The 20,705-nt window shown below is 59.7% G+C and carries 15 protein-coding genes; 8 read left to right on the top strand and 7 right to left on the bottom strand.

Annotated elements, in window-relative coordinates:
• Together FHT76_RS33585 and FHT76_RS33590 are read right to left on the bottom strand one after the other, a co-directional pair.
• The coding region (locus FHT76_RS33585) for a helix-turn-helix domain-containing protein (RefSeq protein ID WP_259186281.1) at positions 1-284 on the bottom strand (284 nt) is incomplete at its 3' end.
• A 262-nt stretch (positions 285-546) separates the two neighbouring features.
• Positions 547-1,074 carry an NUDIX hydrolase gene (locus FHT76_RS33590; RefSeq protein ID WP_183757924.1) on the bottom strand — a complete coding sequence of 176 codons (528 nt, stop codon included), beginning with the start codon at positions 1,072-1,074 and terminating at the stop codon, positions 547-549.
• A 293-nt stretch (positions 1,075-1,367) separates the two neighbouring features.
• Here FHT76_RS33590 and FHT76_RS33595 point away from each other — a divergent pair, with 293 nt between their 5' ends.
• Both FHT76_RS33595 and FHT76_RS33600 read left to right on the top strand, forming a co-directional pair.
• On the top strand, positions 1,368-1,538 hold the full coding sequence (locus FHT76_RS33595) for a hypothetical protein (protein ID WP_183757922.1): 171 nt from the start codon (positions 1,368-1,370) through the stop codon (positions 1,536-1,538).
• 852 nt (positions 1,539-2,390) lie between these two features.
• Positions 2,391-2,708 carry a hypothetical protein gene (locus FHT76_RS33600; protein ID WP_183757920.1) on the top strand — a complete coding sequence of 106 codons (318 nt, stop codon included), beginning with the start codon at positions 2,391-2,393 and terminating at the stop codon, positions 2,706-2,708.
• Positions 2,709-3,351: 643 nt separating this feature from the next.
• On the opposite strand, the gene FHT76_RS33610 is transcribed toward FHT76_RS33600, so the two are convergent.
• Positions 3,352-3,597 (bottom strand): hypothetical protein, encoded by a 246-nt coding sequence (locus FHT76_RS33610; protein ID WP_183757918.1) that lies wholly within the window; start codon positions 3,595-3,597, stop codon positions 3,352-3,354.
• A 49-nt stretch (positions 3,598-3,646) separates the two neighbouring features.
• Between FHT76_RS33610 and FHT76_RS33615 the strand changes: the two genes are divergently transcribed.
• From FHT76_RS33615 to FHT76_RS33625, 3 genes are read left to right on the top strand one after another with little or no spacing between them, the layout of a single operon-like run.
• Complete coding sequence (locus FHT76_RS33615; protein ID WP_183757916.1) at positions 3,647-3,955, top strand: hypothetical protein; 309 nt, start codon at positions 3,647-3,649, stop codon at positions 3,953-3,955.
• Positions 3,956-3,975: 20 nt separating this feature from the next.
• Positions 3,976-4,131 (top strand): hypothetical protein, encoded by a 156-nt coding sequence (locus FHT76_RS33620; protein ID WP_183757914.1) that lies wholly within the window; start codon positions 3,976-3,978, stop codon positions 4,129-4,131.
• A complete protein-coding gene (locus FHT76_RS33625; RefSeq protein WP_259186306.1) occupies positions 4,085-4,381 on the top strand; it encodes a cytochrome C oxidase subunit IV family protein in 297 nt (98 codons plus the stop codon). Before FHT76_RS33620 ends, FHT76_RS33625 begins: the two co-directional genes overlap by 47 nt.
• Positions 4,382-4,517: 136 nt before the next feature.
• Here FHT76_RS33625 and FHT76_RS33630 read toward each other — a convergent pair whose 3' ends face one another.
• The 4 genes from FHT76_RS33630 to FHT76_RS33650 all read right to left on the bottom strand — a co-directional run bounded on the left by FHT76_RS33630 (position 4,518) and on the right by FHT76_RS33650 (position 16,687).
• Positions 4,518-6,500 carry a tyramine oxidase gene (locus tag FHT76_RS33630; protein WP_183757910.1) on the bottom strand — a complete coding sequence of 661 codons (1,983 nt, stop codon included), beginning with the start codon at positions 6,498-6,500 and terminating at the stop codon, positions 4,518-4,520.
• Positions 6,501-6,605: 105 nt separating this feature from the next.
• The gene (locus FHT76_RS33635; protein WP_183757908.1) at positions 6,606-8,012 is read right to left on the bottom strand and encodes an aldehyde dehydrogenase family protein; all 1,407 of its coding nucleotides are present in this window, start codon (positions 8,010-8,012) and stop codon (positions 6,606-6,608) included.
• A 107-nt stretch (positions 8,013-8,119) separates the two neighbouring features.
• Positions 8,120-9,049 carry a helix-turn-helix domain-containing protein gene (locus FHT76_RS33640; protein WP_183757906.1) on the bottom strand — a complete coding sequence of 310 codons (930 nt, stop codon included), beginning with the start codon at positions 9,047-9,049 and terminating at the stop codon, positions 8,120-8,122.
• Positions 9,050-9,904: 855 nt separating this feature from the next.
• Positions 9,905-16,687, bottom strand: coding sequence for a DUF4082 domain-containing protein (locus tag FHT76_RS33650; protein ID WP_183757904.1), 6,783 nt, complete (start codon positions 16,685-16,687; stop codon positions 9,905-9,907).
• Positions 16,688-17,042: 355 nt separating this feature from the next.
• On the opposite strand from FHT76_RS33650, the gene FHT76_RS33655 reads away from it, so the two are divergent.
• From FHT76_RS33655 to FHT76_RS33665, 3 genes are read left to right on the top strand one after another with little or no spacing between them, the layout of a single operon-like run.
• On the top strand, positions 17,043-18,842 hold the full coding sequence (locus FHT76_RS33655; protein WP_259186285.1) for a thiamine pyrophosphate-binding protein: 1,800 nt from the start codon (positions 17,043-17,045) through the stop codon (positions 18,840-18,842).
• Positions 18,843-18,855: 13 nt separating this feature from the next.
• On the top strand, positions 18,856-20,094 hold the full coding sequence (locus FHT76_RS33660; RefSeq protein WP_259186287.1) for an FAD-dependent oxidoreductase: 1,239 nt from the start codon (positions 18,856-18,858) through the stop codon (positions 20,092-20,094).
• A gap of 43 nt (positions 20,095-20,137) precedes the next feature.
• Positions 20,138-20,626, top strand: coding sequence for a hypothetical protein (locus FHT76_RS33665; protein ID WP_259186289.1), 489 nt, complete (start codon positions 20,138-20,140; stop codon positions 20,624-20,626).
• The last annotated feature ends 79 nt before the right edge of the window (positions 20,627-20,705 follow it).

Genomic DNA, 20,705 nt, shown 5'->3' on the forward strand with positions numbered 1-20,705 from the left:
CCATGTTCATCGTCAAGGCGACGGGCAAGCTCTGGCATGGTGATATCCGGTTTGCCTTCGACCTGTGCGACCAGGAAATCGCGAAACGCCGACAGTTTCCCGGCACCTGGTGGCCTTCCTTGACGCGCGGGGGTTATCAGCCCGGTCCGCTCCCGGCGTTGTAGCAGTTTGATCGCACTGCTGTCGCTAATTGCGAAATGACGGGCAGCCGCTCGCCGTGATTGGCCGCTAGCGACCATAGAAACAACACGCTGACGAAGATCAACAGAATGAGATTTACCCATGTGATTCACCTCCAACCGCAGTGAATCACACCGATACCCTCGTGAAAACCCCACTCGATTCTCAATTCAAGTGCGATGCTCTAACTTACGGGGCGGGCGTCACCGTCGAATATAAGGCAACCTTATGAGTTACTTGAACGGAAGAAATGGGTTGATTAATCTCCGTTTGCGTCCCCGACCTGGGCGCGATCTTCTGCTTACCTCCACGCCCCGCCATCCAGCGGGGCTCTTTTTCGTGGGCCGCCCGCGGACATCTCAGCAGTTATTTTCCCTTCCCTCTACCGTTGGGCCTGAAATCGATCAATATGGATTTTAGCTCGACCTCTCGCACGCGACGTGCGGCCTCGTTCGGGCTGACCCAAGCCAAGGCGCGCTGTCCGCGTTCCTTGAAGTCTGCAGCCTCCGTTTTGATTTCGATTTGGAATATATCAACCATGCAGGGCACGACGTCCCCATCGCTCAAAAGCTTCAGATAGGTGTATCTGCCGACGGGCTTCTTCCCGACCTTGCCTCGAACTCCCGCCTCTTCCCAAGCTTCGATAGCAGCAGATGCATGGGGCGCCTTGCCTTCCATAGGCCATCCCTTCGGGATGATCCATCGGCCGCTATCGCGCGATGTTACAACCAGTATTTCTATCGAAGCCCCGTCGTTCTTATAGCGGAAGCACAAGGCAGCGTATTGCTGACGAAACTTGCCGGCGAAGAGCTTGTCTGGCTGAGCCGCAAGCTGCTTCAAAAGGGACTTTGGTTGACCCACACGGGCCTCTGCCGATTTCTTCTTGGGCGCCATGGATTCTTTGAGGTATGGCAAGCTTCCGACAAGATCAAGGAACCTGCCGTTTTCCGACTGGATCTCTTGCGAATAAACGGTGTGGAAGAAACAGGTATGTCCTTTCTTGCCGCTGCAGCGCTGTTACGGTAGGTGCGCTCATGCGTCTTCTCCTTTATTGGTCCGGAAGCCGCCGGACACGGATCTCATGTTGATTTTTCCGCCCTCGAAGTAGGAGCTTAGAGGCTCCATCAGGGTCAGCTCGTGCCTAAAGCCCACCCATGCTACCTTTGTTGAAAACGGAGGAGACCAGCTTGGAAGACGCTGAAATCGAACGACGTGCGAAGCAGCTGTGGACAAAGGAAAACCCGGGAAGGCCCTGGCAACCTGTAGCCCAGCGTATTGAGCTGGGGCAGGATCTATCCATTAGCGCAACGGAAGAGGACCGAAAGCGCTACATTCAACGGGTTCGTGACGGCGACTAGCTAAGCCGCAAGCCGCAGGCCTATTCACTTCGACCTGGTTGCAGTATAGCTTCGACGTTCCCGTCTAAAGGGAGCGGAGATGGCAAAACGTTTTGTATATACGATCTTTGTTTTGGTGCTTGCCGGGTATTGTTTGTGGTGGGTCTACAACCATTGGTGAGAGCCGTAGTAAGCCGTGTGCTTGCCGAGGAGGCATTGACGGCAATTCAGGCCCGCCATGTTCAGACGTCATTCGGGATAAGTTCTCTCTGCGGCGATGATGGCGTCGGCCGGTCCGACTGCGAGGCGTTAGGTGACGGCGCGACGGGTCAGCTCGGCCAACCGTGCAACGATGCCAAACCGAATGTCATCGCCGCCAGGGCGAGATAGATTGCCCATGCAGCAGCGTTGCGGACAAGATGACGTAGACGAGCCAGACGGCTTTGCAGGCGATGTGCAGCGCTTGGTCCACGGCGGAAGTCGTTCTTCCGCGCGCCTTCGCCTCGTCGATAGACGGATGAGCCAGCCATTCTGCTAACCCGCGCTAACTATTACCTGTGACCACAGCCACACCGGCACCTTGTATGCCGGAATGAGCGATCAAGTGATCAATCGGCATCGGGCCGGATTGTTTCGCGTTAGACAGGAAGCGGCCCTTGAAGCTGGTAGGCGCACAGAAAGTGAGCGGCCAGCAACACCAGCGCATCAGGATATTTTCGATCATTGCTGCCCCAAGCTGTGGAGAAGTCGAACAACGAGCAAATCAGCCCCTCGGCCCTGTGAAAGGCGGCCAGTCCACGTTTATCGCTTTACTGAATCACCTGAATCCAGCTTCATTTGACCCAAGGTTGTTACCAGCGAAAGGGCACACAAATGGCTGATGAAACCACTACACCGGACGAAGTCGTAATCAGCAGCGGGCGCAAAATCGCTATGGGCGATCAATGGTGGGAGATCCGTGACAATGGAGAAACCATCAAGTTCACGGACTACCTAACCGAAGCTCGCATAATCAACGGGACCGTCTACCTCTCATTCGGCTCCTGCTTCATGGACGCGAACAATCAGGGCGTGGTCGACATCGCCTCTCGCCTTCGCATGGACTTGGGGACCGCGCAGATGCTGCACAATCTACTGGGTCAGATGATTAGCTCCGCCTTGACTCCTCCGGATATCTCGAAGGCGAACTAGCTGCCAATTGCCAAAGGGTGAATTTATTCGAGGCGCTTGTCTGGACGACCGGCTCCGAATGCTGAGAATATACAAGGATCGGCCAGAGACGCTGACCTCACTATCAAGCTCGTGATCCCGCCGGTGCTTGTGATGCCTGATCAAGGCTCTTACGTAATGCAAAAGAGGAGTGTCGGGTCAGCGGCCACTCCTCCTGATATCATACCGGCCTACCCTCCCGGCCGCCCGACGGGCCTAGGCGGCACGCACCCTACAGTTCGGGGCGCGTCGGCTTCTCCTCATATTTGCGCCTTGGCAAGGTCCGACCGATTCCTCTTGCTATTCAGCGGCCAATAACAGCTAAGTTTCTACGCGCCTCGACCAGGAGAACGTTGTGTCAAACATAAGGCCGCGACGCGGCAAATCCGATCCCGGGTTTTCGGACCGCAAACCCTACCACGTCGCCACGTTTGCCAAAAAGCATGGGATTACGACGTCCGATGCTACTCGCATCATTAAAACTCACGGATCTGATCGTGATGCATGTGACAAGGCGGCCAACCGCCTGAAATGAGATGGCCGGCGCCGGGAGGCTGATAAGCTCACACTCCATCGGAAGGGGATGACTAAAAGATCCCCCGCGATCTCGCCTCAGACGAATCTTTTAAACCGGGCCAGCGGCTATCTCGCCGCTTTCACCAGGGCGATCCGCTAGTATCAAAATTAGAGCATCGCGCTCCGGCCCAAACGGGCGCTTTTGCAAAAACTCACTCACCAGAGTTGTTGTTTCGTGACCGCCGGACGACGGGTTCCCACGGTGGATAACAAACTCTGTGTCCGTCAGCTTATCGACGCCCAAAAACCAGCGATCACCATTCGTGCTCGAGGCAAATTCTCTCAGGTTTTCCAATCTCGTTCTCCTTCTGAAGATAGAAGTAGAGCGCGGAACTGGAATTGCGATGAACGCTCTTCGCCAGGACCGTATTGTTTCAAAGGAAAGCGGTGTGATCGCAGGAACCGAAATTCGCCCGAAGGCGCCTCAAAATTCATGTCGCGTTCTGTTTTTCCAGTCTCTGGCGTCGCCGCTCGTTCTGCGTTTTGGCCCAAGAAAGGTCCCGCGCCTCGATGTCAGCGGCTGCGATGAAGGCTCCTCGAGCCATCCAAGCGAAGTGTCGCGGTTCCTTTATGGCGACCTGAATATGCTCGATTTGCGGCTCAAGTTGCAAGGTAGCGAAAACGCCATTCGTCAAATGATTGATGCGTTTTGAGCGAAACATTCGCAAACTTGATGCATTGCACGGTCGCAGCACTCTTCTCCGTAGTTCCGGTGGATGGCGAGCGGCAGGATCAGATTGCCGGAGCGCAGCATCGTCCCGACCACTACGGGCATCTCGTCGATGTCGTGTGGGTATTCCTCGATCCGGCATTTTACCTCGCGAGATGACGAAATATGGATTGTCCGTCCGTTTTTGTTTGTCTGGTTTGCACTTATGCTTCCGCTTGCTGCAACCCTTGTTGCGAGTTTCGTGCTGACCGGCCCCTTCGGCCTTGCAACCAGCCTGACGATCGCATTCGCCAAGACGGCGCTGATCTACTGGTTTTTCATGCACCTGAACAAGGAGCGCGGTCTGTCGCGCTTGACGCGCTTGCCGCGATCGGCTGGCTCGTCATCCTGTTTCTCTTTGTTCTGCTGAATCATGTCTCACGCTGAGCCTGCCCTTTCCTCACAGCCCGTGCGCCGAAAGGGAGAGCCCGGCAACCCGTCCGGTCCCTGTCCTGAAGAACGGACATCAAGAAAAAAGGGCGCCCATGGGGCGCCCTCTCGCCGCATCATTCGGCGTTACGGATCGTCAGGGCCGGGTTGTGGGCGAAGAAGTTATGCGGCTCGATGTGGATGGTCTTCCACTCCGTTGACATCACAGGCCAGTCCTCCATGCGGGGGATGTGATGGAAGCCGGCGGTAAACCAGGTCACGATGTCCTTGCCCATCAGCGGCTTGTTGGCCTTGACCCATTCCGGCAACGTGTCGGAGCCGTCGCTCTGCATGGCGAACTTTCCGCCCGCATATTGCTGGTCCGCATTGTAGACCGTGTTCCACACCGAGTACTCTATATAGGCGTTGCGCTTCATCGGCGGGTCCTTGGCGAAGTCGAAGGGACCGTAGGCCACGTCGCCATGGTGGATCATCCAGCCCGGTTCCTGGCCGAGGTAACCTTCACGGGACGGATCCGAGATCATGAAGTAACGCGGTTTTGCGGCGGACAGCTGGTAGCGGGCTTCCAGCTCTGTCTTCGGCATCGTGTGCTGCACTTCCCACATCGACCGGCGCGGGTTCGTCTTGTCAACCTTCGACGGAACGATGTCCATCGTGCCGAAATGGTTCTCCGGCTGGTCGACGTCGAAATCGATGCGGAAGTTGAAGTAGTGGTCGTGGTTGGCTGCCACCAGGTTCGGTGCAATCAGCGTGCCGTGTGCAGTATCGGCGGCAGCCGTCGGATCGTTCATCGAGGCCGATGCGACCCCCTTGACCGCGTCGAGGCCGGTTGCGCCGATCATGATGCGGATCTGGCCATCCTGTTGCAGGCGGTAGTCCATCAGATAGTCGTAATTGCCGACTTCGGACGCCGTGCGAACCACAAGTTCGGTGGCCGGACGGCCTTCGGCCGGAAGCGGTTTTTCCGGCGTCTGGGCAAAGACTTCGAAGTGACGCCAGGCCGGGTCGCCGATCGAGCGCTCGAAGACACAGATTGCGTTCGGAATGGTCAGCGGATTGCCCTTGTCATCGGCAATCGTTGCCGGCAGGAAGGTTGCATAGTCGGGGCAGTCAACGCCGGCACGCAACGGGCTCAGGAAAAGGCCGAACCCGTATTCCCCGCTGTCCATGTAGGTGCGCCAGTACCAGCCCTCGGTCGGGTCCATGTAGGGTACGAAGACTTCAGACAGGTGGGATTGATAGATGACCGAGCGCCACTTGTCGCCGTCCTTGACGTCGAGGTTGGAGAGCACCAGGCCCGGCCGCTTGTCGACTCGGAAGTTGAAGCGCCACAGGTCCCATTCGAGATGACTGCCCGATATCTTGTAGTTGGGGCCGCCCTGCTGGGAGAGCTCGGCCATGTTCATCTTCGGCCGCAGCGGCTCACGCGCTTCGACTTCCTTCTCGGTGTAGCCCCAATTATCCTTCGGGCCTTCGATCACACCGATGTCGATGACCTTCTCCACCTTCTTCTTGCCGATATCGTAGACGGCAAACAGGCCCTCGATCGGCTTGGCGTAGTAGTTTGATCCGTCAGGAACCTTGTAGCAGGGCACTTTCATCAGGCGGGAATTCTTGTAGTCCTCTGTGAAGAAGTTGCCCGCCGTCAGCGGCAGGCAGAAAGCCTGTTCAGGCGTCAGGCCCCGCTTCTTCAGGCCCATGACCATGTCCGGGTCCTTCAGCGCGCCCTGCAGCGCGTCCATGAACTCCGTGAACAGGACCATCGGCTGGCCCTTGACCGGCGTCGTACTCTCGACCCTGCCGGTCGTGATGTTGACGACGGCTTCCTTGAAGCCCTCCGGGCTCGTGAGATGCACCCGCGCCTCACGGTCGAGCGGCTTGTCGCCGTCCTTCCAGGAGATCACATCGGCCTTGGCCGGTTCCTTGAGTTCGATCAACGGATAGAGCGTATTCTCGTCAACCACCTTCGCATCGCGCAGGATCCCGTTGATCTTCTGGTATTCTTCCGCCGTCAAGCCATCCAGCGGATGGGCAATCGCAGCGGATGCTGAAAGGGCCAGCATCAGGCCGGCGGCGGCAATATAGGGCGTGCGATTCATCTCTCTCTCTCCCTCTTGATCTGTTGGTTGGGCGGCAACCTGCCCGCCCTCATTGTTCCTGCTCATACTGCAACGGTCGTCGCCGTTCGGACGGCGCGCTGGGCCTCAGCTGAAGACCACCTGGATGTCCGTGTATTCCAGTAGGCCTTCCTCGGCGAACTCGACGCCGAGCCCGGACGACTTGACGCCACCGAACGGGACATTGGGCTGGATAGCGCCGTGCTTGTTGATCCAGACGGAACCGCAGGCCATGCGGCTCGCCACGGCCTTTGCAGCCGCGATATCAGATGACCAGACGGAACCACCAAGACCGTTTGGGCTGTCATTTGCGAGTGCGATCGCTTCTTCGACGTCGTGGTAGCGGATGACCGGCAGGGCCGGACCGAACTGCTCCTCGTCGACAAGCGGATCGCCGTTCTTCAGGCCGGATATGATGGTTGGCGGATAGAACAGGCCCTCACCCGGCGCACCGCCAAGCAGGACCTTGCCACGCGTCGTGGCGTCCGCGACGAGACGTGACACCTTGTCGAACTGCATGCTGTTCTGCACCGGGCCAAGCACGCTCGTCTCCTCCATCCCATTGCCGACGGGAATGGCGCGGGCATAGTCTACCAGAGCTTCGCACACCGCGTCATGGATGCTGTCATGGACATAGAGCCGCTTCAGGGCGGCGCAGGTCTGGCCGTTGTTGATGAAGGCACCCCAGAACAGGCCCTCGACGATCGCCTTGGGATCGGCGTCGGGCAGTACGATGCCGGCATCATTGCCGCCGAGTTCGAGGGTCAGGCGCTTCATGTTGCCGGCGGCCGACTGCATGACCTTCTGTCCGGTCGCGCTGGAGCCGGTAAAGACGATCTTGTTGATCCCTGGATGGGCCGCCATCGCCGCGCCGAGATTGAAGCCCTTGTCGTCGCTTGTCACGACGTTGAGGACACCAGGGGGGAGAACCTCATTGATGATTTCCACCAGCCGCAGCGTCGACAGCGGCGTCAGCGGCGATGGCTTGATGACCACGGTATTGCCGGTGCGGAGCGCCGGCATGATATGCCAGATCGCGATCATGACCGGGAAATTCCATGGCGTGATGGAACCGACGACGCCGATCGGCTTGCGATGCAATTCGACGCGACCCTCGCTGTTGTCCTGTAGGACCTTAACTGGAACCGACAGTGCGGTCGTATATCCCGCCCAGGCGACAGCGCCCCCCATTTCCCATCGCGATCCGAGGCCGTTCAAGGGCTTGCCCTGCTCGCGCGTGATAATGTCGGCCAGTTCACCGGCATGTTCCTCGATACGGGAGGTGACGGCCGCGCACATGCGCTGCAGGTCCTCGTCACTTCTCGCCGACCATGCAAGAAACGCAGCGCGCGCAGCCTCGACGGCCTGGTCGAGTTCTGCGCCACCCATGTTCGGTGCGCGTCCAGCCACCTCGCCCGTTGCCGGATTGAAAACTGCGAAACCTGCCTCGCCAGTCACCGACGCCCCGTCGATGATTGCAGAATAGAACGTCATGATCAGCCTCCTCGCTGAGATCCGGTCCATCCCGGATTTGGAAGAAGCCTAGGCCAGAACCGTGCACCAGACTTGGACGAGAGCGTCCCGTCTGTTGGACAAAAGCGTCAATGACAGCGCACCACGGCGCCGGGAGTCGTGCAGTACTTCTTGCGGAACTCCCGGTAGAAATAGGAGAGATCGTTGAAGCCGGAACCGTAGGCGATGGCGGCGATGCCGTCGCTCGCCTGGTCGGCAGCACGTTCTGCCAGCCGGGCATGAGCCACCTCGAGGCGACGCTTGAGAAGGCGCTGCCCGGGCGTTTCCCCGAGCGGCCGGAAGTGGCGCTGCAGCATGCGCTCGGAGACGTTCAGGCGGCTCGCCAGTTCGCGCGGGCCGAAGGCCGGTTCGAGACCGTAGCGGTCAATCAGTGCCAATGCGCGCGACAGCAATGTCTCGGGCGCGCGATTGGGCATCATGCCCCGGTTCGATTGCAGATAAGCACCCATCAGGCAAAGGAAGGCCTCGCCAAGCTGCTGCTGGGCGCCCGAGGCGTCGAGCATCTTGGTCACCACGGCGCGGATGGCAAGCCACAGCGGATCGGAGCGGCTGATCGACACGCCGCCTGTGCAGGTATCGCCGAAGCGATGCACCATTTCGTCGCGCGGCAAATGGATAGAGACCTGGCTGGAACGGGCGCCGCCATACAGAAATCGCGACGGCTTGACGGAATCCACCAGAAACATGTCACCGGCAGCGAGCTCGGCCGTGCGGCCGTTCTGCTCGACGCGGCATTGGCCGCTGTCCTGGATCAGAAGAAAGAAATGCTCACCGGGATCCTGCCGGATCGCTTTGGCGCCGCGCTCCACATGACTGCTGGCATCGAGCCCGACAATGGCGGTATCGAACAGACCGATCCGCCGGGTCGCAACGTCGCCGGCAACCACGCCGGCCCCTCGCATCGGCTCAAGATCGAAAACACCGCAGACCTTTCGGATCTCAGCCTGCAAAATTTCCACTGGCACTGGCATATGGATTGGCGTGACAAGTGACTGCATCGTCCCTCCCGTGGCTTTGCAGATTGGCTTTTGCTTCAGTTATCGATAGTCACGATGCCGTGACCTGTGGAACGTATCGTCTCTGTGGCAAGAAAAGGCCGCATGGGCACAATCGTTCTACTGCGCTGCCGTCGCATACCCTCGGCGTGCGCATGGCATCGTGCGTGAACGTTTCGGACATTCTCTAGTCCTCCCGACGCGATCGCGCTCCATTCACCGACCGTTCGGTCACTTATTAGCATGAGATGCGTCACACATCAACATCATTGCTGGGAGCATGTGTGACATTGCATTTGCATGGGCCAGGTCATCAATCCGTCAACTGCGTCATTGATGACAAGCGAAACCGTGAAGGCTTCGCGCATCCCCTTTCCCGCGCTGTATCTGCGCCTGCCGCCTCCGAGTGCATAGTCAAACCTTACGGTCTTGCAGGTAAGGCGGCTGGCACCTGGTTCTGATCAACAATCCATTCAGCGGCGGTTGGGTAGATGTACCCGATTAGGCGCAGGATTGAGGCATAAGCTGCCTCGGCATTGCGGTTAGGGATCAACTCATGATGAGCCAGACGGTTGCGTAAGCGGCGAAGATTGTCTAGTGGCTGGAAGATCTGCGCGCCCGTGGGGCCAGCCGACGGTACAGGCTCTCCGTGCTGCAAGCCCTGAGTGGCATTACCCAAGAACGGCCTAGGCGTATCTCATTCGAGCGATCTCTGTTGTCGGCCGAGAGAAGTCTGTCCAGACCGCCTAGAAGAGCGAGGGTATCGAATTCATTCCAATGGCGGCGGAGATTTTCGACACTCCCGAGGATTGCCGCCACAGGACCACGCTCAATGTTCGCGGCATCAATGGCATGCTCTTACGCAGCGAGCTGCGGTCGGAAGACCACATCGGCATAGTAGTTCGCTGAATCAAAAGTGCTCGTCGGGAAGAGACCCGAGGTGGCAGAGCCGCCATAGGAATACACGCCGTTGCCGCCGGCGGCCGCGTTCGACAGCGCCGACAGCGGGCCGTTGGTGACGCCGTTCGCAAAGAAGCCATCGGTCGCCACATAGGCACCAGTCGTGTGGTACGACGCGATGTAGGTGGTGTTGGCGGTAATGTTGACAGGGGTCGCAAAGTTCACCGTCTGCCAACCACTCCCCGTGGTGCCGGTATATGTGGCAGTGCCGAGGTTGACGCCTCCAGTCGTCCACAGGTCGACGACGTTCTGGCCATTGTCGTTCGCGCTACGGTAGAACTTGATACCGGTAATATCACCAGCAACGTTCGACTGGAATTTGACACCAAGCTCGAGTTGCTGGCCATCGTTGAGATTTACCTGGGCCGGCGTGCTGGTAGCGCTGAACAGGCTGTAGGTCGACGGCACTGTCGTGGTGATATTGAAGGTCTCGCTGGTGGCAAGGCCGGCAAGGTCGGTTGCCGTCACCTTGATGCCTGACGTACCTGCAGTCGTCGGCGTACCGCTGAAGGTCTGCGTCGAGGCATTGAAACTCAGCCAGGTCGGAAGCGCCGAGCCGTTGTCAGATGTTGCCGTGTAGGTAAGCGTGTCGCCGCTGTCGACATCGGTGAAGGTGCCGGCCGGCAGCGCGAACGAGAAGGCGGTCCCCGCCGTCGCGTTTTGGGTGGCGGTCTGGGCGGCCAGAACCGGCGCGTCGTCGGCGCCGTGGATGGTGATCGTCAGCGAGGCCGTCGCCGTCGCACCGGCCGTGTCACGCATGGTGTAGCTGAAGACGTCACTCAGCGTGTTGGTCGACTGCCGCAGCGCCTGCACCGCAGTGTTGGTCTCGTTGATCGTGTAGCTGTAGGCGCCCGTCGCATCGAGCAGCAGGCTGCCATAGGTGCCGGCAAGCGCAGTGCCGAGCGTGCCTGTTGTCGCGCCGAAAACGACCGCCGTGACTGTCTTGGTGTCGTTCTGATCCGGGTCGGTATCGTTGGCAAGCACGTTGCCGGTGGCGGGCGAGCCACCAGAACCATTGGCAACACCGCCTTTCTCGGTCGCATCGCTGATATCGGCAACCGCCGTCGGCGTCGTGTTGCCCGCTATCGAAGTGGTGATATTGAAGATCTCGCTGGCAGCAAGGCCGGCAATGTCTGTTGCCGTCACCTTGATGGCTGACGTGCCGGTTGTCGTCGGCGTGCCGCTGAAGGTCTGCGTCGTGGCATTGAAGCTCAGCCAGGTGGGAAGTGCCGTGCCGTCCGAAGATGTTGCCGTATAGGTAAGCGCATCACCGGTGTCGACGTCGGTGAAGGTGCCGGCCGGTAGGGCGAATGAAAAGCCAGTGTTGACCGTGGCGTTCTGGGTGACGGTCTGGGCCGCCAGCACAGGGGCGTCGTCGGCGCCGTGGATGGTGATCGTCAGCGAGGCCGTCGCCGTCGCACCGGCGGTGTCACGCATGGTGTAGCTGAAGATGTCGCTCAGCGTGTTGGTCGACAGCCGCAGCGCCTGCACCGCGGTGTTGGTCTCGTTGATCGTATAGCTATAGGCGCCCGACGCATTGAGCACGAGGCTGCCATAGGTGCCGGCAAGCGCCGTGCCGAGCGTGCCTGTCGTCGCGCCGAAGGCGACCGCCGTCACCGTCTTGGTATCGCCGGCATCCGGATCGGTGTCGTTGGTCAGCACGTTGCCGCTGGCGGGCGAACCACCAGAGCCGTTGGCGACACCGCCCTTCTCTGTCGCATCGCCGGCATCGGCAACCGCCGTCGGCGGCGTGTTGTTTGCCGTCGCCGGGCGGAAAACCACATCCGCAAAGTAATTCGATGACTGGAAGGTGGCATTCGGGAAAATACCTGCCGAGGCGGTTCCGCCATAACGGTAGACACCATTGCCACCGGCCGCCGCACTCGAGAGTGCCGTCAGCGGGCCGCTAGTAACAGTTGCTGTGAAAAAGTTTCCGGTCGCCACATAGGCACCGGTCGTGTGGTACGACGCGATGTAGGTGGTGTTGGCGGTGATGTTGACAGGGGTTGTAAAGTTCACCGTCTGCCAGCCGCTACCAGTCGTGCCGACATAGTTGGCAGTCGCGAGCTTGGTGCCTCCAGTCGTCCACAGGTCGACGACGTTCTGGCCGGTATCGCTAGCACTTCGATAGAATTTTATCGCAGTGATCTGTCCAGCAACGTTAGCCTGAAATTTGACGCCGAGTTCGATCTGCCTGTTGTCGCTGAGATTTACCTGGGCCGGCGTGCTGGTAGCGCTGAACAGGCTGTAGGTCGACGGCACTGTCGTGGTGATATTGAAGGTCTCGCTGGTGGCAAGGCCGGCAAGGTCGGTTGCCGTCACCTTGATGCCTGACGTACCTGCAGTCGTCGGCGTACCGCTGAAGGTCTGCGTCGAGGCATTGAAACTCAGCCAGGTCGGAAGCGCCGAGCCGTTGTCAGATGTTGCCGTGTAGGTAAGCGTGTCGCCGCTGTCGACATCGGTGAAGGTGCCGGCCGGCAGCGCGAACGAGAAGGCGGTCCCCGCCGTCGCGTTTTGGGTGGCGGTCTGGGCGGCCAGAACCGGCGCGTCGTCGGCGCCGTGGATGGTGATCGTCAGCGAGGCCGTCGCCGTCGCACCGGCCGTGTCACGCATGGTGTAGCTGAAGACGTCACTCAGCGTGTTGGTCGACTGCCGCAGCGCCTGCACCGCAGTGTTGGTCTCGTTGATCGTGTAGCTGTAGGCGCCCGTCGCATCGAGCAGCAGGCTGCCATAGGTGCCGGCAAGCGCAGTGCCGAGCGTGCCTGTTGTCGCGCCGAAAACGACCGCCGTGACTGTCTTGGTGTCGTTCTGATCCGGGTCGGTATCGTTGGCAAGCACGTTGCCGGTGGCGGGCGAGCCACCAGAACCATTGGCAACACCGCCTTTCTCGGTCGCATCGCTGATATCGGCAACCGCCGTCGGCGTCGTGTTGCCCGCTATCGAAGTGGTGATATTGAAGATCTCGCTGGCAGCAAGGCCGGCAATGTCTGTTGCCGTCACCTTGATGGCTGACGTGCCGGTTGTCGTCGGCGTGCCGCTGAAGGTCTGCGTCGTGGCATTGAAGCTCAGCCAGGTGGGAAGTGCCGTGCCGTCCGAAGATGTTGCCGTATAGGTAAGCGCATCACCGGTGTCGACGTCGGTGAAGGTGCCGGCCGGTAGGGCGAATGAAAAGCCAGTGTTGACCGTGGCGTTCTGGGTGACGGTCTGGGCCGCCAGCACAGGGGCGTCGTCGGCGCCGTGGATGGTGATCGTCAGCGAGGCCGTCGCCGTCGCACCGGCGGTGTCACGCATGGTGTAGCTGAAGATGTCGCTCAGCGTGTTGGTCGACAGCCGCAGCGCCTGCACCGCGGTGTTGGTCTCGTTGATCGTATAGCTATAGGCGCCCGACGCATTGAGCACGAGGCTGCCATAGGTGCCGGCAAGCGCCGTGCCGAGCGTGCCTGTCGTCGCGCCGAAGGCGACCGCCGTCACCGTCTTGGTATCGCCGGCATCCGGATCGGTGTCGTTGGTCAGCACGTTGCCGCTGGCGGGCGAACCACCAGAGCCGTTGGCGACACCGCCCTTCTCTGTCGCATCGCCGGCATCGGCAACCGCCGTCGGCGGCGTGTTGTTTGCCGTCGCCGGATTGAATAGGACATCGACCCAGTAATTCTCACTGTTAAAGGTGCTGCTCGGAAAAACACTTGCCGAATTGTAGCTATAGACGCCGGCATTCGCCGGCGCCGTGAGTGATCCATTCGTTACGGAAGAGGCAAAATAGCCTCCTGTTGCCACATAGTGCCCGTAGTTGGTGTGATAAGAGACCACATATGTGGTGCCGGCAACGATCGAGACTGGCGTTGAAAAGCTGGCGGCCTGCCAACCGACCCCTGATTCGTTGGAAAAAGTGACCGTCGCCAATCTGGTGCCTGTGCTCGACCACAGCGACCCTGTGTGCGGTCCGATGTTCAAATCGCTCTTGTAATACCGAACACCCGTTACAGTGCCTGCGACGGAGGATTGGAACTTCATTCCAACTTCGATGGCATTTGCATCGCCGTCCGGCACGGTAGGCGGTATCGCTGAAGCGGAAAAGAAGTTGTTGCCCGTTACCGTCACTGTTCGGCCACTACCGGGGGTTTCGAGATTGAGGCTGTCGTCTACCGCCCTGGTCTTGATGGTGAACGTACCGGCTGTCTGCGCGACCCAGCTATAGGTCCAGGACTCGTCTCCAACCGCCCGGTGCCAGGTCGTACCACCATCGGTGGAGACCTCGACCGACGCGATAACACCGCCGACGTCGGATGCGGTTCCGCTAATGGTGATGGCATTGCCTACCTTAAGCGGGGTCCCGTCGTTCGGCGCAATGATCAATGACACAGGCTTTGTGGTATCCGTTGACTGTGTTTCGGCTACCAGTCCCGCTTCCAGCGTACCCGGCTGGATGCCCATGTCGGCCAGCAAATTGACCATCGCCTGCTTTACGCGCGGGTCGACGGGCGTGGCTTCTAGGTCATGGTTCGCATCAAGCCCCCATGCCCAGTAAACTGTGCCGGCACCGAATACCAATGCACCACTCGGCGCCCGGTAAAGCGTCAGGTTGTGCGTTGCGGTTGCATTGCCGGTTGTCGTACCGTAGTCCAGCAGATATTGGCTGACCGGCAACGTCGTCGACGACAACTCGATAAGCCCAGCGGGGCGAAATCCATTGTCAGGCGACTCATCCCATTCATATCCGAGATAGTTCTGCTGAAGGGTTGCTGTCTGGCCCGGCTGGAGGGTTGCCACGCTGGTATCGCGCCAGAACCGCAGGTTGGCGTCATCATACGGGATGGTAATCGCATCACTTCGGTAGGAATCGACCTGGAACATGGTACCAGTCAGCGCGTTTTCCGGCCGCCCTCCCCCGACCGCGGTCGGCGAGACATAACGTGGATCCCGGAAGGTTCCAGTCCATTGATTATCCGGATCAATTGGGCCGGCCCTTGTTTCCTTGTAGCTGACCAGGGTGCGATAGGGTTGCGCGCCCGCACTGATGCTTGGAGCGAAGCGAGTCTCCCAGTAAACCTCGTTGCCGCTCCAAAAGGAGAGGTTAACCCCGGCATCCCGCGCTGCCTCGACATTGGCACGCTGTTGTCCCGACCAATACTCATCGTGGCCTACACTCAGGAACATCTTATGATTTTTAATCAGGCTGCCGAGGCGGTCGGAGTCCATTCCAGCCATATAAGACACATCATATCCGTTTTTCTCAAGCCATTGAATGGCTGAGAATTCGACACCGAAGATATAATCCTGCGGCCCGGCCGCGAGGCCGCCGCCCCTGGTGGTGATCGGGCGATTGTAGCTGACAGCGTATGCACGACCCGGGGCGGAATCTCCCCCTGGCCCGTTGCCTTGGTAGAGATTGGCTCCACCCCAGGGGTTATAGGCCTGCCAGGTCTCATCGGAGGTTTGAAAGATAACATCGCTGTGGCTGCTGTCGTCGCGTACGATGAATGGGATTTGGTTCTCACCAGCGGTACCATCCTGCCGCACGAGCTTTGCAATATAGATGCCCGACGTCGCGTCTGCCGGAATTGCCCAGGACGCCGACACCGACCAGTTGCCGGCGTCGACCAGACCGGTAGCGTTATCGCGCAACGGTGTAGGCTGGTTCTGCACGCCTGTATGCTGGATCGTCGTAATCTTGCGCGCGCCCATGCCGCCGTAATAGCCGAGGCGATAGATGTCGATTCGATAGTTGTTGGAATTCGTGTTGATTTTGAAGCTGACAGTCTGGCCGCGATTGACGCTGATGTCGGTGGCAAAACCCTCGATGTTCGTGCTGCCTGCCCCGTCGATGCCCCATTCACTCTCCGGATTACCTTGCTTCTGGTTCTCGGTCACGATCGCGTTGCTGACCGCCGCTGCGGCCGCCAAACTTTGGATCGCCGCACTCTGAGTGCCGCCCAGATCGGCTGCGGGCGCAGCAAAAAGCGTGGCGCTCTTGGAGCTGGCGCCTCCGGTTACGGGCTCTCCAACACCAACTAGAGTTCCGCTCGAGACCGTTGAAACGGTCAATCTTGCGGTTTCACGAAAACCTGACATTCGGGACAGGCCATGCAGCTGGTCGGTCGCCGACGCGCCGAACGACAGACCAAGCGCCTGGAGTGAACGAGACCCAGTCGCGCTTCCTTGGTCGAGCGTGGCCGTCTGCGGCATGACGAACCTGCCGGAAGCGACGTGCCCACCCACCATAATGGCCGGGTCTTGTCCTGAAGTCTTGCCAACCGTGCTGTGACCGGCGTGCTGCGATGACTCTATTCCAAATGTTTGCGCACCCCAACTGCCTGAGAAATGATCCCATCCCCCGGCGACAGAGCGAGGCACGGCACCGTTGCCCCCCTGAGGTCCGTCTCCGTTGCCTTTTGCCAGTGATAGCGGCGTCAGATCGCTGATCACCTGACCGTGCGCATCGCAGACCGCCCCCCCGTTCCGACGATCTTCTCCATCGGCTATCGTTTCCTTAAACGGGTTGTCGGCCACGGCGCCGGAGGTCGTCCCCACAGCGGTCGGCGTGGCGAGCGCGACTTGATGAAATCCGTCGCCTCCGTGGGCCGCATTGCGGGATTTCGACTTTCGGCCGCCGGAAAGCCACCTGGGGAGCCATGAATCCATGAGTGTCGAGCTGGAAGCCCATCGGCGAGCGTTGCGATTCATGGCATGCTCCCTCATAAATTTTCAAGATCAAACCCCTGAGAACCGGCCAATAAGCAGGTTTTTTAAGTATAATCTATAACGCATGAAATACAGTGTACGCCTTTCGATGTAAAACAGTCGACATCTCTTTGGCGATAGGATTGCAGCATGCTCAATGTGTAGTTGCGCTAATGACGCTCGCTGGTCACAGACTATATTCGATACATAGCAACGCGTAGCGTCTGCTAGCACTCGACATGCGGCCGGACCTCAGGCAAGATGCGTTACTGCCCGCAAGTAGCACCTGCATTCGCAACCACCTGAAATCGCGTTCATAGCTCTTCTGCCAATCTAACGAAAAGCGGAGTTCATGACGATGGCTGCACCTACGTCTTCGCAAGGCGGCACCGTTGCCGACCAGCTTCTCGATTACCTGGTTCTCGAAAATGCGACGCTGATGTTCGGCGTTCCGGGTGCCGGTATCGCACATCTTTTGGAGCGGGTCAGGCAAAGACGCGAATTCACCTATATCGTGTGCCGGCACGAGTCCGCGGCTGCTTACATGGCCGACGGTTATTTCAGGGCGACCGGCAAGCCCGGCGTCGTCCTGGTCACCAGCGGCCCCGGTGCCACCAACGCCCTCACCGGCACGATGAACGCCAATTTTGGCGGTTCTGCCGTCATGACGTTGACCGGCGAGGTGCAGCAGAACTTCCTTGGCCGCGGCTATCTCCAAGAAGGGACAGACTGCGGTCTGAATATTCGTGACATCTACGCCGCGGGAACCCGTTATAGCGCCGATATCGCAGCATCGGCCGGGGCGCCTATCATTATCGAGCAGGCGCTGCGCGACATGCTGTCAATTCCCCGGCGCGCCGTACGTCTCGGCATTTCCGACAGTGTCGCGTCGGCAATGATCGACGACGAGGACCCGTTTCAGATCGTGGCGCCGCGCCCCCCGGCCCGTCCCACCAACTATCGTTCGCTGCCAGGCGGTGCACCGGTCGACGCCGTCCGGCGAGTGCTCAAGGTGATGTCGACCGCCATGCGTCCACTGATCCTGGTCGGCAGCGGCTGCCGAGACGCGGTTCGGGATCCTGACACGGCCGACGCGCTTCGGGCCCTGGCGGAGTGGTGGCAGGTTCCGGTCATGACGACCTCGGATGGCAAGGGCGTCTTTCCCGAAACGAACGAGCTGTCGCTTCGCACCTACGGGTTTGCTGGTTGCCAATGGCCGCAATATTGGATGATCAACAAGGATGGCACTGCGGCCCATGACGCCCTGCTCGTCATCGGCTCCTCGCTCGGCGAGCTTGCAACCTACCGATGGAACCCGATGCTGGTGCCGAATGGCCCATTCATCCAGGTCGATATCGATCAGGCGATGATTGGACGCGGCTTCCCCGTAACCGACGGAATCGTCGCGGAGGCCGGAGCCTTCATCCGGGCTCTTTGGGATCAGGCGCCAACCTGGCCGGCTTCCCCTGCGGTGGTTGCAGAGCGAAAGGCCGAGATCGCCGGGATCAAAAAGGCCAATTCGCCATTTTCCTCGCCCGACGACTACACCTCGGAAGCGGCTCCTCTCCAGCCGGCCGCCCTTTGCCGAACGCTCAACGAATTGCTGCCGGCTGATGCATCCATTTTCATCGATTGCGGAAATTGCGTCGGCTGGGGCCTGCATTCCCTGATCGTTGACCGAAAGCAGGAATTCCATAGCGCCCTTGCCATGGGCCCCATGGGATTTGGTGTCTGCGGCGTGATTGGCGCCAAGCTCGGACAGCCGGGTCGCCTCTCTCTCGCACTGGTTGGGGACGGAGCCTTCCTGATGCAGCTCGGCGAGATCTCCACCGCCGCCGCCCACAAGGTGGGCGCCATCTGGGTCGTCCTGAAGGACGAGGATCTCAACATGGTGGCACAGGGAATGGCGATGATGTTCGCGAGCGATGGCAGCTTCAGCGATGCCTACAGCCTTGGCACGACCGACCTTGTGAAGGTGGCGGAAGGCCTTGGCGCCAATGCGGTTGGCATCTCGAGCCCCGGCGACCTTCGGGACGCCTGGCCAAAGATCGTCGATGGCGCAAACAACGGGAGACCGCAGGTGATCGTCGCGCATATAGACCCCAAGGCCGCTCCTCCATACTGGAGCCCGCCTTACTGGCAAAAGAAGGTCGACTGAGGGAGGGGAAACCATGGTTGCATTACCTGATGTCGACGTTGCGATCGTCGGCGGCGGGATTGGCGGCATTTATGCCGGATGGCGGATGCTGACATCGCGTCTGACGGGCTCCGGCCTCGCAGGCTGGGAGACTGCCCGGGGAAAACTCAAGGTCGCCCTCTTCGAAGGGAGCGACCGCATTGGAGGCCGCCTGCTTTCGGCCCGTTCTCCGCATATGCCCGATACAACCGCCGAGGTCGGGGGCATGCGCTATGTCGCACCAGCACAAACACTTGTTACCGGCCTGGTCGAGTGCGTGTTGAAACTGCCCTACCATGCCCAGGTTGTCGATCTTCCTGGTAATATTGCCTTCCTGCGCGGCAAACTCCTGCGCACAAGCGATCTCGGCGATACGGCGGCACTCCCATACTGGTTCGATCCAGGGGAAGCGGCATGGCTGGCGGCCAGCGGTGCCGGGAGTCCCGCCTCGCTGATCGGGCGCGTTCTGACAAGCCTGATGCCCGGGCTGATGGAGAATCTCAATGCTGGGACACTGCGCCAGTATCTCGAGAAAGTTGAGATCGACGGATTGCCACTGTGGCAGCACGGACTGTGGAATCTCCTCGCCAAGGGCCTTAGCGCTGACGGATATGCCGCCGCCCGTGCGACTGTCGGATATGACTGTCTCGGAGGAAACACCAATGCACTTGACCTGACCGCCGAGTATTTCGATTTTACTCCTGGCGTCAGCTACCGGATGGTCAACGGCGGTTACGAGACTGTGCCCTGGGAGCTCCAGAACCGTTTCCAGGCGGCTGGTGGCGAGATCCAGTTCAACCAATGGCTTGCCGGTTTCAAAGGCATCACGCTTGAGGACGGCTCCACAGGTATCAAGCTGCGTTTCCGCGACGGGACGACAAGGACGGCGCGTGCCATCGTGCTCGCCATGCCGCGCCGTTCCATCGAACTGCTCGATCCGGAAGGCAAGGTTCTCGGCCCTGAGAACATCCAGTTCCGACAAGACCTCGCTTCCGTCGCACCAATTCCCCTCTTCAAATGTTTTTTGCTCTATCCGAACTGCTGGTGGCAGGATTCCAAGGTAAGTTCCGGTCGTTCGCTCACCGACATGCCGATCCGGCAATGCTACTATTGGCCCGCAGGGCCAGACGGCGGGATCATTCCCAAGCGGGACGCACCAGGCCTCGTCATGGTCTACGACGATCTCCTGAACGTGAGTTTCCGGCTGCGACTGGACGCGGGCTGTCGACTATAACGAGGCTCCCTCTATCAGCGCCGGCGACGGGGCTGCGGCTGCCGTGCTCGGCGGTGCAACGGCCGGTGTACGATGGGTCGTCCGGGACCAGCAGGCTCTTGTCCAGTCCGACCTTTACGGTGTCATGTACGTCGCCGGGAACCGGATAAAGACCGACGGGCAACCGGAAGACCAACTATATAGCGGTCCCTATTTTCACATGACAGAGAAGGGCATCGACGCCTTCAAGTCTTTTGGCGGTGAAACCGCTCCGAGGGCGGCGTTGGATGTGTTGCAGCGCCAGGGGCTTTCCGGCACAGACATCACCCTAATCGGCCACCAGGCCTCGACAGTGCTTTTGAAGAGCTGGTCCAGCAAGCTGGAAACCGGACCGGCGCTCAGCACCATCACCGATTTCGGAAACATGACCGTCGCGAGCATCGCCGTGACGCTGGCTGCTCGCGAGGAGGACATAACAACGCCCTACGTCATGCTCCTCGCACTCGGGCTGGACTTGCATGCGCATGCCGTGCTGCTGCAGCGGGTGATTTGACGAAACTTACGACAACACCCAATGAATTGAGCGCAGTTTCGTTCAGCGGTGCATTTTTGTGCGACCAAGATGGAGCGAC

The organism is Rhizobium sp. BK176 (assembly GCF_024808055.1).